The sequence below is a fragment of the Pseudomonas sp. P5_A2_2 genome (genome assembly GCF_054177685.1).
This window is the reverse complement of the sequence record NZ_JBGCUL010000041.1, coordinates 1-15,042: the sequence shown is the minus strand read 5'-3', so window position 1 is coordinate 15,042 and position 15,042 is coordinate 1. Positions and strand designations below refer to the sequence as shown.

Here is a 15,042-nt window from a genome sequence, read left to right as displayed (position 1 = left end):
CTACAACGCCCTGCCGATCGATCCGTCGGCCAACATGGGCTTTGGCCTGCACACCATTACAACCCACGAACACAACGGCCACTCCCCGGCCGAAAGCGACGGCTTTGCCAATGCGTTTTTCTTTCCGGGGCAGTACTACGACTATCGCTGGCCGATCCAGCTGGCCGGTTACGACACCATCAACACCACCGCTCAGGATCCGCGCGCGGCGTTCCCCTGCGCCCCGGGCGAAACCCTGTTCGTCAACGATGCCACCCCGGGCCTCAAGACGTGCAACAACGGCAGCATCAAGATCCGCGGCGACTGGCACGAAACCATGAGCACCCACTGGTTCCATGACCACATGCTCGATTTCACCGCGCAGAACGTCTACAAGGGCAACGCGGTGATGATGAATTACTACAGCGCCCTGGATCGCGGTAACGAAGCCTTCGAAGACGGCGTCAACCTGCGCCTGCCCAGCGGTTCGGCATTGCCCTGGGGTAACCGCGACTACGATGTGAACCTGATGGTGGCCGACAAGGCCTGGGATCAGAACGGCCAGCTCTGGTTCAACCCGTTCAACACCGACGGTTTTCTCGGCGATCAGGTCCTGGTCAACTGGCAGTACCAGCCGAGCCTGAACGTGCGGGCGCGCAGCTATCGCTTCCGTATCCTCAACGGCTCGGTGTCGCGCTACCTCAGGATTGCACTGGTGCGTGAAGTCGCCGGCAGCGGCGGCGAATTCCCTGGCCCGGCCGGTTCCGGCCTGTCTTATAGCCGCGTGCCGTTCCACTTGATCGCCAACGACGGCAACCTGATGGAACACGCCGTGCCGTTCGACGGCAGCATGGACCTGGACGGTAACGGCGATCCCCAGGACCACAACGCCATCCTGCCCACCCAGGGCATCGCCGAACGTTACGACATCATCGTCAATTTCGCGAAAAACGGGATCAACACCGGCGACAAGCTGTACTTCGTCAACCTGTTGGAGCACCAGAACGGCAAGAAGCCGACAGCTACACTGCTGAGCCTGGCCGACGTCCTGTCCGGGACGTACAAGGCGGTGATCAGGCTGGGCAGCAAAGGGCCGGAATGGGTCGGCGGCGACCCGGGGGTGGGCAAGTTCCTGCAGCTGGTGGTCCAGCCTTATGCCGGCCAGGACGTGAGCATGAACCCCGCCGACTATGAGCCCGCCAAACCGGGCAAACCGGCCGGCAAGACCATGATCCCGCTGACCCTCAACCGCGACGACCCGGCGGTGCAGGCCAGGCTCAAGGTGGCGCGGCATCGCGAGTTCAGCTTCGGCCGCTCCGACGGCACCGACGAAACCCCCTGGACGATCAAGACCGACGGTGGTGAATTCGGCTTCCCCATGGACCCTCGAGTCATCAGCGCCGCTCCGCAACTGGCCAACGGCCCAACCCCTGCCGGGTTCTCCGGTGACGGCACCCTGGAAGTGTGGAGAATCATGAGCGGCGGCAACGGCTGGAACCACCCGGTGCACGTGCACTTCGAAGAGGGGATCATCCTCAGCCGTGATGGCAACCCACCGCCGGAATGGGAAAAATGGGCCCGAAAGGACGTCTATCGCGTCGGCGATGGCATCGACAGCTCGGTGGACGTGAAAATGGCCATCCGCTTCCGGGAATTCGCCGGAACCTACATGGAGCACTGCCACAACACCCAGCACGAGGACACGTCCATGCTGCTGCGCTGGGATGTCGAGCACCCCGGCCAGTTCCAGTTGATGCCAGCCCCCATACCCGGCTGGGACGGCGTCACCTACGTCAACTCCGCCGCGCTGCCAACCTTCCGCACCGGCGATACCCGTGCCAATAACGACGGCAATAACCAAAACCCGATCGCCAACCCCGACAGTGCCATCAGCAGCACCGGCCAACCGCTGCCCATCAACGTCCTGGCCAACGACACCGACCCTGACGGTAACGTGCCACTTAGAGTGGTGGGGCTGGAGCAACCGGACTCCGGCAAGGGCGTGGTCAGCACCGATGGTACGCGCGTGACCTACACACCACCGGCCACGGTCGTAGCGCCGTTCACTGCGACCTTTATCTATAAAGCCGCCGATGCCAAGGGCGCGGAGTCGGCACCGGCGACGGTGTCCGTGGCGGTCTCGGCAGCGGTCACGGTCACCGCGAGCCAGTAGTGGCGCACCGAGTACAACTACGCTTTAGCGATGAGGGCCTCATTGAGGCCCTCTTGCTACAAGCAAATTGACAACTTGCCTGGTCGTCAAATCTCCAGAAGACTCGCAATCACGCCTTGACCCACCGCTGACGACTCCAACTGCTCAACCCATCAACGGCAAACACCAACAGCAACATGGCCAGGATCACCGTGCTGGCCTGGGCTTCCTGGAACAGGCTGAGGCTGACATAGAGCATCTGCCCCAAACCGCCGGCACCGACAAAACAGCAAAAATGGGGACGAGCAAAAATGGGGACGGATCTATTTTCTGAAAAATAAATCTGAGAATCATCTGGCCGGCCTCCCCACCTCACGGAGGTGGCGCAAAATTCAAGGTGCGAACTTAGACTTTTGCTGTGAGGAGGCCGTGATGAAACTCTGTGGCATAGACCTGCATTCGAACAACAGTGTTGTGGTGGTTACCGACGAAACGGACCGGGTCCTGGTCAGTCGGCGCTGCCCCAATGAGCTGACGCAGATTCTCCCGCTACTCGAACCGCACCGTGCCGAACTGCTCGGTGTCGTGGTCGAGTCGACATACAACTGGTACTGGCTGGTCGATGGCCTCAAGACGGCCGGCTTCGAGGTCAAACTGGCCAACCCGGTGGCGATGCAACGCTACAACGGTTTACGTGAAAATGGGGACTTTATGAATGGCTTCTGCCGGTCATGGCCACGCAGCGTGATGGTCAAATCCGATGCAAATGATTGGTCAGGTCGAATGCAAATGGGTGGGCAAGTCCGTGCAATTACCCACAACTAGGCTGGGTTCGCTGATGGGTTACGCTGCCGTTGGTCGGCGCCTTGCGCGTCAGTGCGATAGAAAACTGTAGGAATAAACTCTCGTGCCGATCTCAGTGAGGCAAGGCCTGCGCGCGCCTGACCTTGAACCTGAGCGAACGAGCACATTGATGAGTGATAAATCTTTGGAAGAAAAAGCGGCAGCGATGGTCGACCCACATGAAACGGTGGCCAGTATCGGACAGATCACTGCCGGGCGCGATGCCCTGCAACAGCGCCTGGATAAGGCTGATCGCGCGGCTCAGGAGCTTCAGAAGCAACTGGACTTGGCAAAGACGCTGATGACCCGTCTGCTGGCGGCGAGTTTTGCGTCGACCGGCAAACCTTCCGCGCCCCTGACAAATTGGGGGCTAAATGAGATCGACGTTGTCGAACGGGAGATGGCCTGCTATTTGAATCCTACCAATGAGGCGAGTGCCGCTTGATAGGTCGCGCACTGAATGCCTACAGGCTGCGTAGATACTGGCTCCAAGCAGAATGCCGCTGTTGGGTTACCACTGCGGTTACCCATCGCGGCGTACCCAACCTGACTGGGCCTGCATGATCGCAGGCCCTTGGCGTTTCGGGTTGGGGTTACTCATGGGTTATCCCCTCACCAGTGACCGCCGCACCCGTATCAATGGATGCAAGATTCAGTTCGGTTGATTCCGGTCCGCTTGAACGAAGGGTTAGGCCTCATGCTGCAACCTTACTTTGGTGGGACGGACTGTCTATATGGGTCGTTTTCTACCGGTCATACCCATAAAACGCGGTAGTCAAATCCATGCAAATGCTTGCTAAGCTCGAATGCAATCAGCTGAGCAAATCCATGCAATTCCCCATCACGCCTTAACCCACCGCTGCCGACTCCAACTACTCAACCCATCAACAGCAAACACCAGCACCAACATCGCCAAAATCACCGTGCTGGCCTGGGCCTCCTGGAACAGGCTGAGGCTGACATAGAGCATCTGCCCCAATCCACCAGCACCGACAAAGCCGAGCACGCTGGCCATGCGGATGTTGTTTTCCCAGCGGTACAGGATGTACGCCAACAGCTGTGGAAACAGGTTGGGCAGGGTGCCGTAGCAGAAGGCCCAGACGACGTTGCCGCCCTGCAAGCGGATGGCTTCGGCCGGTTGCGGCGGGGTGTTTTCCAGTGCTTCGGCGAAGAGTCGACCCAGCACCCCGGCGGTGTGCATGGCCAGTGCGAGGGTGCCGGCGTTCGGGCCGAGACCCGCTGCCAGCACCATCAACGCCGCCCACACCAGTTCGGGAATGGCGCGTAGGCCATTGAGCACAAGGCGCGATACGCTCTGCAACGGCCAACCGAAACGCCCGGCCGCCGGCAATGCCAGCGCCAGGCCAAATACCGCCGCGAGCAGGGTGCCGAGGGCCGACATGGCCATGGTTTCCACGGCGCCACGGCCGATGGCTTGCAGATGGCCGGCGCTCAGGTCCGGGCTGAGAAAGCGCAGCACGTAGGCGCCCATCTGCGCAAGGTTACCGCTGCCCGTCAGTTCGCCGAGATCGATCCCCAGATAGCTGAACGAAGCCACGACCGCTGCGCCAATGCACAGGATCAGCAGCAGGTTGATCAGGCGATTCATGCGAACCTCCAGCGCAACAGACGGCTGATCTGATCGGCGAACAGTACCAGGACGAAAAAGKTCAGTAACATGCTCGCCACTTCACCGCCGGCGAACATGCGCAATGACAAGTCGATCTGCTGGCCCAGCCCGCCGGCGCCGACGAAGCCCATCACCACCGACGCGCGGATCGCGCATTCCCAGCGATACACCGTGTACGACAGCAACTCCGCCCCGACATTGGGCAGGATGCCGTAGCAGAATGCCGCCAACCGGCTGCTGCCGGCTTGCAGCAGCGCATGGGCCGGACGCTGGTCAACCGACTCGAAGATCTCCGCGTAGACCTTGCCCAGCATGCCGCTGTAGGTGATGGCAATCGCCAGCACCCCGGCCGTCGGGCCAAGGCCGACGGCGCGTACGAACAGCAAGGCCCAGACGATTTCCGGCACGCTGCGCAGGAAGATCAGCAACCCGCGCACCGGCCAGCGCAACAGCCGGCCCAAGGCGCTCGGGCGACCGCTGCGTGAGGCGGCCGACAGCGACAGCGCCCGACTGGCGAGCAGGCTGGCGGGCACGGCCAACAGCAAGGCCAAAGCCATGCCGGCGGTGGCGATGGCCAGGGTTTGCAGTGTCGCTTGCCATAACAGCTGCAAGAATTCTTCGCCATGGGCCGGTGGCCAGAAGGCCGCAACAAAACGACCCATCTCGCTCTGGCTGTCGGCCTTGAGCAGCACGCCCAGGTCCAGTTCGCTGAAATGGATGCCGGGCCACAGCAGGGCCAGCGCCAACAGACTGAGCAGCAGGCGGGGCAGGGTGGCCGGGTCTCGTGTATCGCGTGTCAGCATCGGGGAATCTGCAGGATCAAGGGCGCCACTGGCGTGGGCGGCGATAGCAGTTGCTCGTTGGCGTAGAGCTTGTCGAGCAAATCGTGGTCGACGTCGCTGGCGGGAAGATCGAACAGGACTTGCCCTTCACGCAAACCGATGATGCGTGAAAAGTGCGTCAGGGCCAGCTCTACCGCATGCAGGCTGGCGACCAGCGTCACGTTGCGTTCCCGGGCGTGGCGGCAGAGGATCGACAGGGTGTGCCCGGCCAGTACCGGGTCCATCGCCGACACCGGCTCATCGGCCAGCAGCACTTCGGGCGCCTGGTACAGCACGCGGGCAATGCCCACGCGCTGCAACTGGCCGCCGGACAGTTGCTGGCACTGGGCGAACAGCTTGTCACCCAGGTCCAGCTTGAGCAGTGCCGCCCGCGCGCCCGGAACATCCACCGGATGCAACAGGCTCAGCAGGCTTTTGGCAAAACTCCATTGCCCCAGCTTTCCGGCCAGCACCGCCGTGACCACCCGCTGACGCGCAGGCAGTGGCGGCGCCTGATGCACCAGGCCGATGCGTGCGCGCAATCGCTGGCGCTGTCGGGCGCCGAGCTGCCAGGCTTGCTCGCCGAGCACCTCGACCGTGCCGCTGCCGGGGCGCAGGGCGGTAGCCAGCACGTTGAGCAGGCTCGACTTGCCGGCGCCGGACGGACCGATGATTGCGACCTGCTCACCGGCAGCGATGTGCAGGTCGACTTCATGCAGCGCACGCACGCCATTGCCGTGGGTGAGGCTGACCCGGTTCAGATGCAGTGTCATTTCAGCAGGTCGGCAGCGCGCGCGGCTTCCTCGATGCCCTTGTAGTTCTCAGGTTGGGTCTCGATGAAGCGGCTGGCGGCTTGCAGGTCCAGAATCGCTTTTTGCTCCGGGTTGGCCGGGTCGAGCGCGAGGAAGGCCACCTTGATTTTGTTGGCAAGGGCCGGGTCGAGGGTGCCGCGCACGGTCCAGTTGTAGTCGAAGTAGGCCGGCGTGGTAGCGAAGACCTTGACCTTGTCGGTGTCGACCTTACCGGCCGCGACCAGTTTTGCCCAGACGCTGGCATTGAGTACGCCGGCGTCCACTTTGCCCGCCTGAACCCAGGCGACCGTGGCGTCATGGGCGCCGGAGTAACCGACACGGCTGAAATAAGTTTCCGGCTTGATGCCGTCTTTCAGCATGAAGTAACGCGGCATCAGACTGCCGGACGTCGAAGACACCGAACCGAAGGCAAAGGACTTGCCCTTGAGGTCGGCCAGCGACTTGACGGCCGGGTCGGCGCTGATGAATTTGCTGGTGAACTGGGCATCCTGCTCACGCTGTACCAATGGAATGGCATTGCCGGTTTTCAGCCGCGCCTGCACGAAGGTGAAGCCACCCAGCCAGGCCATGTCGATACGGTCGGTGGCCAGGGCCTCGACCACTGCCGGGTAGTCGGAGACCGGCACGAACTCGACTTTCATGCCCAGTTGCTTCTCCAGGTATTCGCCCAGGGGCTTGAACTTGCGCAGCAGTTCGGTGGGTGCTTCATCAGGAATGGCGCTGACCTTGAGGGTCTCGACAGCCTGTGCCAGCAGGGTGGAAAGGGACAAGGTCAGGCCAATGGCCGTTGCCAGGGTACGTTTGAGCATGGAAGTTCTCCGGTTCAATAGCGGAAAAATGTCGATGCGCCCCGCACAAGCTGATTGCTGCACGACGCTTCGTGAGGGTAGACGAAAACGCCGCGATTATAGGGACTCTTGCGTGCTTGACCAGCGTAGCAGCAGGGGAGAGGGCCAAAACGGAATTGTAGGAGCGAGCCTGCTCGCGATTGCGGAGTGTCAGCCAGCATCAATATCGACTGATCCGGCGCCATCGCGAGCAGGCTCGCTCCTACAGTGGATCTCTGGTGAACACATAATTTGTGTATGACAGAAATTCAAAAGTGTGGGAGCGAGCTTGCTTACATCCTTGCCAACGCCTGCGCCAGATCAGCCCGCAAATCCTCGACATCCTCGACCCCCACCGACAACCGCACCAACCCGTCGCCGATCCCCAGTTCTGCGCGGGTATCGGGCGGGATGGTGGCGTGGGTCATGATCGCCGGGTGTTCGATCAGGCTTTCCACGCCGCCCAGGCTCTCGGCCAGGGCGAAGATCTGTACGCTCTCGAGGAAGCGTTTGGTGCCAGCCAGGTCGCTGTTGAGGTCGAGGGAAATCATCCCGCCGAAACCGCGCATTTGCCGTCGGGCCAGTTCGTGTTGCGGGTGCGACGGCAGGCCCGGGTAGTAGACCCGCGAGACTTGCGGTAGGCGTTCCAGCCACTGCGCCAGCTCCAGTGCGTTGCTGCAATGGCGCTCCATGCGCAGCGCCAGGGTCTTCACCCCGCGCAAGGTGAGGAAGGCATCGAACGGGCCGGCGATGGCGCCGACGGCGTTTTGCAGGAAGCCCAGGCGCTCGGCCAGTTCGGCGTTCTGCCCGACCACGGCGATGCCGCCGATCACGTCGGAGTGGCCGTTGAGGTATTTGGTGGTCGAGTGCAGCACGATGTCGAAACCCAGTTCCAGCGGGCGCTGGATCCACGGGCTGGCGAAGGTGTTGTCGGCCACGCAGATGATGCCGCGCGCGCGGCAGGTGCGGGCGATGGCGGCCAGGTCCGTGAGGCGCAGCAACGGATTGCTCGGGGTCTCGACCATGACCATCCGGGTGTCGTCTTGCAGGGAGGCCTCGAACGCCGCCAGGTCGGTCAGGTCGACGAAGCTGAAGCGGTGCCCGGCGCTGCGCTGGCGCACCTTGTCGAACAGGCGGAAGGTGCCGCCGTACAGATCGTTACCCGAGACGATGTGCGAGCCGGCGTCGAGCAGCTCCAGCACCGTGGAAATGCTCGCCAGCCCCGAGGCGAAGGCAAAACCCCGGGTGCCGCCTTCGAGGTCGGCCACGCAGCGCTCCAGCGCCCAGCGCGTCGGGTTGTGCGAGCGCCCGTAGTCCAGGCCTTTGTGCACCCCGGGGCTCTGTTGCAGGTAGGTGGAGTTGGCGTAGATCGGCGGCATCAGCGCCCCGGTCGAAGGGTCCGGCGTTTGCCCGGCATGGATCACGCGGGTGGCGAAGCCCTGTGGCGGGGCGTTTTTATCCTGTTGACTCATGGCAGGGATCTCCGCAGGTGATTGAGCATGTCGGTTCGGGTAATCAGGCCGTGGAAGCCCGAGGCATCCTGGATGATCGCCACCAGCCCACGGCCCAGCTCTGCCTCCAGTTCAGCCAGCGTGGCATCGGGGGACAGGGTTTGCAGTTTGTCGGTCATGGCGCTGGATACGGTCTTGCGAAAGTGCGCAACGTCTTCATGCACGCCCAGCAGGATGTCGGACTCGTCGATCACGCCGACCAGTTGTTTGCCGTTCACCAGCACCGGCAGTTGCGACACATCCGCCAGGCGCATGCGCTGGAACGCGGTGAGCAGGGTGTCATCGGGGCCGACGCTGATCACCCGGCCGTCCTCGAAGCGCCGCGCGATCAAGTCCCGCAAGTTGCCGTAGTGCTTGCGTTGCAGCAGGCCCTGATCGTTCATCCACTGGTCGTTGTAGACCTTCGACAAATAACGCGTACCGGTGTCGCAGACGAAACTCACCACCCGTTTCGGCTGGGTCTGTTCGCGGCAGTAACGCAACGCCGCCGCCAGCAAGGTGCCGGTCGATGAGCCGCCGAGAATGCCTTCGGCGCGCAGCAACTGGCGGGCGTGATCAAAGCTTTCTTCGTCGCTGATCGAATAGGCGTGGCGCACGCTGGACAGGTCGGCAATCGACGGAATGAAGTCTTCGCCAATGCCTTCCACCGCCCACGAACCGGGGGTGGGGAGGGTGCCATTGCGGCTGTATTCGGCCATCACCGAGCCGACCGGGTCGGCCAGAACCATTTCCAGGTCTGGCTGCACCCGTTTGAAGAAACGGGTCAGGCCGGTGAGGGTGCCGGCCGAGCCGACACCGACGACGATGGCGTCCACATCATGCTGGGTCTGCGCCCAGATCTCCGGCGCGGTGCTGCATTCGTGGGCCAGCGGGTTGGCCGGGTTGTTGAACTGGTCGGCGAAGAACGCATCGGGAATGTCCGCGGCCAGCCGCGCGGCGACGTCCTGGTAATACTCGGGATGGCCCTTGCCGACATCGGAGCGGGTGATGTGCACCTCGGCGCCCATGGCCTTGAGGTGCAGGACCTTCTCGGTGGACATCTTGTCCGGCACCACCAGCACCACCCGGTAACCCTTGGCGCGGCCGACCAGGGCCAGGCCGAGGCCGGTGTTGCCGGCGGTGGCTTCGACGATGGTGCCGCCGGGGCGCAGACGACCATCGCGTTCGGCGACATCGATCATCGCCAGACCGATGCGGTCCTTGATCGAACCGCCGGGGTTCTGGGATTCGAGTTTGAGAAACAGCGTGCACGGGCCGGTATCGAAACGGCTGACGCGCACCAGCGGGGTATTGCCAATCAGTTCGAGCACGGCAGGACGGGAATTGTCGGGCATGTCATCACTCCTTGCGTAAATCCGCACTGGATGGACAGCAATCCGCGCCGGGTCTTCGCGTCGGTCGCGGGCAATGCATCGCTTGGACCATAGGCCGGGATCGGGTCTACCGCAACCTTGCACAGCCAACCGGTCGCCTCGACGCTTTTTCCTCGCCAGCGACCACAAAAAACATAATTTCGCTATTTCCCGGCTCCGAACAGAATGCGGCCAACACCCTGACCCCGATAGCCGTAGCAGAAGAACAACAGTGATCAGTATCGAGGCGGCAGCCATGACCGACCTGAATCAAACCACCTTTCAGAAGTGCACAGCCATGACAGTTGACAAGACCGAAATTGACACGCTTGTAGTTGGCGCCGGCCAGGCCGGCGTGGCCATGAGTGAACACCTGAGCAAGCTCGGCGTGCCTCACCTTGTTGTGGAGCGCAACCGTATCGCCGAAGCCTGGCGCACCGGTCGCTGGGATTCGCTGGTAGCCAACGGGCCTGCCTGGCACGACCGCTTCCCGGGTCTGGAATTCGACGGTCTGGACCCGGATGCCTTCGCCGGAAAAGAGCAGGTGGCCGAGTACTTCGAAGCCTACGCCCGCAAGTTCAACGCGCCGATCCGCACCGGCGTTGAAGTCAAGAAAGTAGAGCGCAACGCCGACCGCCCCGGTTTCACCGTTGAAACCTCCGATGGCGTGATCGAGGCCCGGCATGTGGTGGTCGCCACCGGCCCGTTCCAGCGCCCGGCCATTCCGCCCATTGCTCCCGAAATCGCCGGCATCACCCAGATTCACTCCGCCCAATACTACAACCCGCAGCAACTGGTCGAAGGCGCGGTACTGGTGGTGGGCGCCGGTTCTTCGGGCGTGCAGATCGCCGATGAGCTGCAACGCTCCGGCAAACAGGTCTACCTGTCGGTCGGCGCCCATGACCGTCCACCCCGTGCCTATCGCAACCGTGATTTCTGCTGGTGGCTGGGGGTGCTCGGCGAGTGGGATGCCGAAGCCATGCAGCCGGGCAAGGAACACGTGACCATCGCCGTGAGTGGTGCCCGTGGCGGCCACACCGTGGACTTCCGCCGGCTGGCTCATCAGGGCATGACGCTGGTCGGCCTGACTCAATCGTTCAACGGCGCTGTGGTGAGTTTCGAAGACAACCTCGCCGACAACATTAAACGTGGCGATGAAAATTACCTGGCGCTGCTCGACAAGGCCGACGCCTATATCGCACGCAATGGCCTGGACCTGCCGCTGGAGCCCGAAGCCCGGGCCATGCTGGCGGACCCGGATTGCGTGACGAATCCAATCCTGGAACTGGACCTGCTCAAGGCCGGCGTCACCACCATCATCTGGGCCACCGGTTACTCCACCGATTACAGCTGGCTGAAGGTCGACGCCTTCAAGGACAACGGCAAACCCCGGCACCAGCGCGGCGTGTCGGCCGAACCGGGGGTGTATTTCGTCGGTTTGCCTTGGCAGTCCCGTCGTGGCTCCGCGTTTATCTGGGGCGTTTGGCACGACGCCAAGCACATCGCCGATCACATCGTTAAACAGCACACCTATCTCAACTATCGGGATGCGACCCAGCGTCAAGCCGACGCCGCCTGTGCACCCGTTCAGAAAGCCAGCCTCATGGGAGTTCGTTGATGCCTACTCATACCCGCATCCGTATGTTCAACACCAAAGACACCTACCCGAACCAGACGCTCGACAACGACCTGTGCCAGGCCGTGCGCGCCGGCAACACGGTGTATGTGCGTGGTCAGGTCGGCACCGATTTCAACGGCCAACTGGTAGGCCTCGGCGATCCGCGTGCCCAGGCCGAACAGGCCATGCGCAACGTCAAGCAACTGCTGGAAGAGGCGGGCAGCGACCTGAGCCATATCGTCAAGACCACCACCTACCTGACCGACCCGCGCTACCGCGAGCCGGTCTACCAGGAAGTCGGCAAGTGGCTCAAGGGCGTGTTCCCGATTTCCACCGGCCTTGTGGTCAGCGCCCTCGGTCAGCCGCAGTGGCTGATGGAAATCGACGTGATCGCTGTCATCCCTGAATAAGGAATTCGCCATGACTTTTTCCATCGTGGGTCGCTGCGCCGAGACCGGCCAGCTGGGTATTGCCATCAGCTCTTCGAGCATTGCCGTCGGCGCGCGCTGCCCGTGGCTGCGTGCCGGTGTCGGCGCGGTGTCGAGCCAGAACATCACGCTGCCGGCCCTCGGCCCGCAGATCCTCGATGAACTGGCGGGCGGCTCGGCGCCGCCCCAGGCGCTGGACCACTCATTGACCCGCAATGGCTACAGCCAATACCGCCAGGTGGCGGTGGTCGATGCCCACGGGCGCACGGCGGTGTTCAGCGGCAACCATGCGCTGGGCATCAACCATGCCCTGGCCGGTGACCAATGCGTGGCGGCCGGCAACCTGCTGGCCAACAGCGGGGTGATCGAGGCGATGGTCGCGGCGTTCGAAAACAGCGAAGGCTGCCTCGCCACCCGGCTGATGAACGCCTTGCAGGCCGGGCAGAATGCCGGTGGTGAAGCCGGCGCGGTGCACTCGGCGGCGCTGTCGGTGGTCGGTGACCTGACCTGGCCGATTGTCGACCTGCGGGTGGATTGGGCCGATGAAAACCCGATCGGCGAGCTGGGCAAACTGTGGACGGCCTACGAGCCGCAATTGCAGGACTACCTGACCCGCGCCCTCAATCCGACCCTGGCCCCCACGTATGGAGTGCCCGGCGATGAGTGAGTTGCGCAGCCGCGCCATGCTCGCGCGGTTGATCGGGTTCGCCACGGTCAGCCGCGATTCGAACCTTGCGCTGATCGAGTTCGTGCGTGATTACTTGCACGGACTCGGCGTGGATTGCGAATTGATCTACAACGCCGAGCGCACCAAGGCCAATCTGTTGGCTATGGTCGGCCCGCGTGTGGCCGGCGGCATCGTGCTGTCCGGGCACACCGATGTGGTACCGGTGGACGGCCAGGCYTGGACGGTCGAGCCGTACTGCCTGAGCGAGGCGGACGGCAAGCTTTACGGTCGCGGCACCGCGGACATGAAAGGCTATCTGGCCTCGGTGCTGGCCGCTGTGCCGATGTTTCTGGCCAGCCCTTTAAAGCGCCCGGTGCATTTGGCGTTTTCCTATGACGAAGAGGTCGGTTGCCTCGGCGTGCGCGGCTTGCTGGAGGTGCTACCGCAACGCATCCCGGCACCGGCGTTGTGTCTGATCGGCGAGCCGACCGAACTCAAACCGGTGCTCGGCCACAAAGGCAAACTGGCGATGCGGTGCCACGTGCGCGGCGCCGCCTGTCATTCGGCCTACGCACCTTATGGGGTCAATGCCATCGAGCAGGCCGCGCGCCTGATCGGTCGGTTGGGCGACATCGGCGCCACCCTGGCCCGGCCGCCATTGCACGACAAACGCTTCGATCCGGCGTTCTCGACCGTGCAGGTCGGAGTGATCCAGGGCGGGACGGCGCTGAACATCGTGCCAGCGGATTGCCGTTTCGATTTCGAGATCCGCGCCTTGCCGGACTTCGCCCCGCAAGTGGTCGTCGATGAACTGCAGGACTACGCCGAGCAGACGTTGCTGCCGGCCATGCAGGCCGTGGACACCGATACCGGTATCCGCTTTGAAAAAATCTCGGCCTATCCGGGCCTTGCGACACCCGCCGACAGCGCGGCGGCCCGGCTGATTGCCCGGCTATGCGGCAGTGACGATTTCAGCACCGTGGCTTTTGGCACCGAAGGCGGGCTGTTCGATCAGGCCGGCATTCCTTCGGTGGTCTGCGGTCCCGGCAGCATGGACCAGGGGCACAAGCCCGATGAATTTGTCAGCGTCGAACAGATGGCGGCCTGCGACCGCCTGATGGATCGCCTGGCGGCGTACTTGAGTGAATCCGAACACCCATGACAACAATGGGTCGACAAGACCCGAGGAAGCGATCCATGTCCAGATCCTTGCGTTGCAGTGTTCCGTTTGCCCTGGCGTTGCTGAGTGCCAGTGTGTGGGCGGCCCCCCAGGACCTCACCGTGATTTCCTTCGGTGGTGCCACCAAACAGGCTCAGGATAAAGCCTATTTCCAGCCCTTTAACGCCAGCGGCGCGGGCAACATCATCGCCGGTGAGTACAACGGCGAGCTGTCGAAGATCAAGGCCATGGTATCGGCCGGTCACACCAGTTGGGACGTGGTCGAAGTCGAAAGCCCCGAGTTGTTGCGTGGCTGCGAGGAAGGCCTGTTCGAGAAACTCGATGCGGGACGCTTCGGTGATTCGGCGAACTTTGTGCCCGGTGCGCTGACCGAGTGCGGGGTGGCCACTTACGTCTGGTCGATGGTCATGGCCTATGACCAGAGCAAGCAGGCCAAGGCGCCGCAGTCCTGGGCCGACTTCTGGAATGTCGCCGACTTCCCGGGCAAGCGCGGCCTGCGCAAGAGCGCCAAGTACACCCTGGAAATCGCGCTGCTGGCCGACGGTGTCAAGGCAGACGATGTGTACAAGGTCTTGAACACCCCGCAAGGCGTGACGCGGGCATTTGCCAAGCTCGACCAGATCAAGCCGAACATCCAGTGGTGGGAGGCGGGCGCGCAACCGGCGCAATGGCTGGTGGCCGGGGACGTGGTAATGAGCGCGGCCTACAACGGGCGGATTGCCTCGGCGCAAAAGGAAGGCATGAAGCTGAGCATCGTCTGGCCGCAGAGCCTGTACGACCCGGAATACTGGGCGGTGGTCAAAGGCACGCCGAACAAGGCGTTGGCGGAAAACTTCATCGCGTTCGCCAGCCAGCCGCAGACGCAAAAGGTGTTCTCGGAAACCATCCCTTACGGGCCGGTGCATCGCCAGACCCTGCCATTGCTGCCCAAGGACGTGCAGGAGCAACTGCCGACAGCCGAGGCCAACCTGGCCGGCGCGCGGGCCGTGGACGCGGAGTTCTGGGTCGACCATGGCGAGGAGCTTGAACAGCGCTTCAATGCCTGGGCTGCGCGCTGATACAGGCACCGCATAACCCTGTRGGAGCGRGCYTGCYCGCGATGAGGCCATCAGCTTCAACATCTTCGTTGACTGATACACCGCCATCGCGAGCAAGCTCGCTCCCACAAAAAAGCATGGTGCATTACCTCGGGTGCAAGCTTTGCCGCCCTCGTGCAGTGGTG

At 62.9% G+C, this 15,042-nt stretch carries 14 protein-coding genes and 1 pseudogene; 8 read left to right on the top strand and 7 right to left on the bottom strand.

The features are described from left to right. Positions 1–2,152, top strand: a 2,152-nt coding sequence (locus ACXRVY_RS06315; protein ID WP_458237122.1) for an Ig-like domain-containing protein, incomplete at its 5' end; no start/stop codon positions are given. 109 nt (positions 2,153–2,261) lie between these two features. Here ACXRVY_RS06315 and ACXRVY_RS06310 read toward each other — a convergent pair. Next, positions 2,262–2,417 (bottom strand): annotated as a pseudogene (locus ACXRVY_RS06310) (phosphonate ABC transporter, permease protein PhnE); the annotation flags it as partial. A gap of 146 nt (positions 2,418–2,563) precedes the next feature. On the opposite strand from ACXRVY_RS06310, the gene ACXRVY_RS06305 reads away from it, so the two are divergent. Further along, positions 2,564–2,956: an IS110 family transposase gene (locus tag ACXRVY_RS06305; RefSeq protein ID WP_457266059.1), complete on the top strand. Its 393-nt coding sequence runs from the start codon at positions 2,564–2,566 to the stop codon at positions 2,954–2,956. Positions 2,957–3,104: 148 nt separating this feature from the next. Further along, on the top strand, positions 3,105–3,419 hold the full coding sequence (locus ACXRVY_RS06300; protein ID WP_223457392.1) for a hypothetical protein: 315 nt from the start codon (positions 3,105–3,107) through the stop codon (positions 3,417–3,419). Between the two features lie 396 nt (positions 3,420–3,815). Here the strand turns inward: ACXRVY_RS06300 and phnE are convergent, their stop codons facing one another. The 6 genes from phnE to ACXRVY_RS06270 form a co-directional block, all read right to left on the bottom strand. After that, positions 3,816–4,583 (bottom strand): phosphonate ABC transporter, permease protein PhnE, encoded by a 768-nt coding sequence (phnE, locus tag ACXRVY_RS06295; protein ID WP_223457393.1) that lies wholly within the window; start codon positions 4,581–4,583, stop codon positions 3,816–3,818. Then, positions 4,580–5,407, bottom strand: a complete 828-nt coding sequence (locus tag ACXRVY_RS06290) for a PhnE/PtxC family ABC transporter permease (RefSeq protein WP_458237121.1) — start codon at positions 5,405–5,407, stop codon at positions 4,580–4,582. Before ACXRVY_RS06290 ends, phnE begins: the two co-directional genes overlap by 4 nt. Then, positions 5,401–6,198, bottom strand: a complete 798-nt coding sequence (locus ACXRVY_RS06285) for a phosphonate ABC transporter ATP-binding protein (protein WP_223457395.1) — start codon at positions 6,196–6,198, stop codon at positions 5,401–5,403. The genes ACXRVY_RS06290 and ACXRVY_RS06285 overlap by 7 nt, the downstream gene beginning before the upstream one ends. Next, positions 6,195–7,046: a putative selenate ABC transporter substrate-binding protein gene (locus tag ACXRVY_RS06280; protein ID WP_223457396.1), complete on the bottom strand. Its 852-nt coding sequence runs from the start codon at positions 7,044–7,046 to the stop codon at positions 6,195–6,197. Before ACXRVY_RS06280 ends, ACXRVY_RS06285 begins: the two co-directional genes overlap by 4 nt. A 311-nt stretch (positions 7,047–7,357) precedes the next feature. Beyond that, the gene (locus ACXRVY_RS06275; RefSeq protein ID WP_223457397.1) at positions 7,358–8,536 is read right to left on the bottom strand and encodes a trans-sulfuration enzyme family protein; all 1,179 of its coding nucleotides are present in this window, start codon (positions 8,534–8,536) and stop codon (positions 7,358–7,360) included. Continuing rightward, entirely contained in the window at positions 8,533–9,909 is a 1,377-nt protein-coding gene (locus ACXRVY_RS06270) for a pyridoxal-phosphate dependent enzyme (protein ID WP_223457398.1), read from the bottom strand. The genes ACXRVY_RS06275 and ACXRVY_RS06270 overlap by 4 nt, the downstream gene beginning before the upstream one ends. A 274-nt stretch (positions 9,910–10,183) precedes the next feature. Here ACXRVY_RS06270 and ACXRVY_RS06265 point away from each other — a divergent pair, with 274 nt between their 5' ends. From ACXRVY_RS06265 to ACXRVY_RS06245, 5 genes are read left to right on the top strand one after another with little or no spacing between them, the layout of a single operon-like run. Beyond that, complete coding sequence (locus ACXRVY_RS06265) at positions 10,184–11,545, top strand: flavin-containing monooxygenase (RefSeq protein ID WP_223457399.1); 1,362 nt, start codon at positions 10,184–10,186, stop codon at positions 11,543–11,545. After that, on the top strand, positions 11,545–11,955 hold the full coding sequence (locus ACXRVY_RS06260; RefSeq protein WP_045185416.1) for a RidA family protein: 411 nt from the start codon (positions 11,545–11,547) through the stop codon (positions 11,953–11,955). Before ACXRVY_RS06265 ends, ACXRVY_RS06260 begins: the two co-directional genes overlap by 1 nt. A 10-nt stretch (positions 11,956–11,965) precedes the next feature. Further along, a complete protein-coding gene (locus tag ACXRVY_RS06255; RefSeq protein WP_223457400.1) occupies positions 11,966–12,640 on the top strand; it encodes a DUF1028 domain-containing protein in 675 nt (224 codons plus the stop codon). After that, on the top strand, positions 12,633–13,802 hold the full coding sequence (argE, locus tag ACXRVY_RS06250; RefSeq protein ID WP_223457401.1) for an acetylornithine deacetylase: 1,170 nt from the start codon (positions 12,633–12,635) through the stop codon (positions 13,800–13,802). Before ACXRVY_RS06255 ends, argE begins: the two co-directional genes overlap by 8 nt. A gap of 35 nt (positions 13,803–13,837) precedes the next feature. Continuing rightward, positions 13,838–14,878, top strand: a complete 1,041-nt coding sequence (locus tag ACXRVY_RS06245; RefSeq protein WP_116264687.1) for an ABC transporter substrate-binding protein — start codon at positions 13,838–13,840, stop codon at positions 14,876–14,878. Positions 14,879–15,042: the final 164 nt, after the last annotated feature.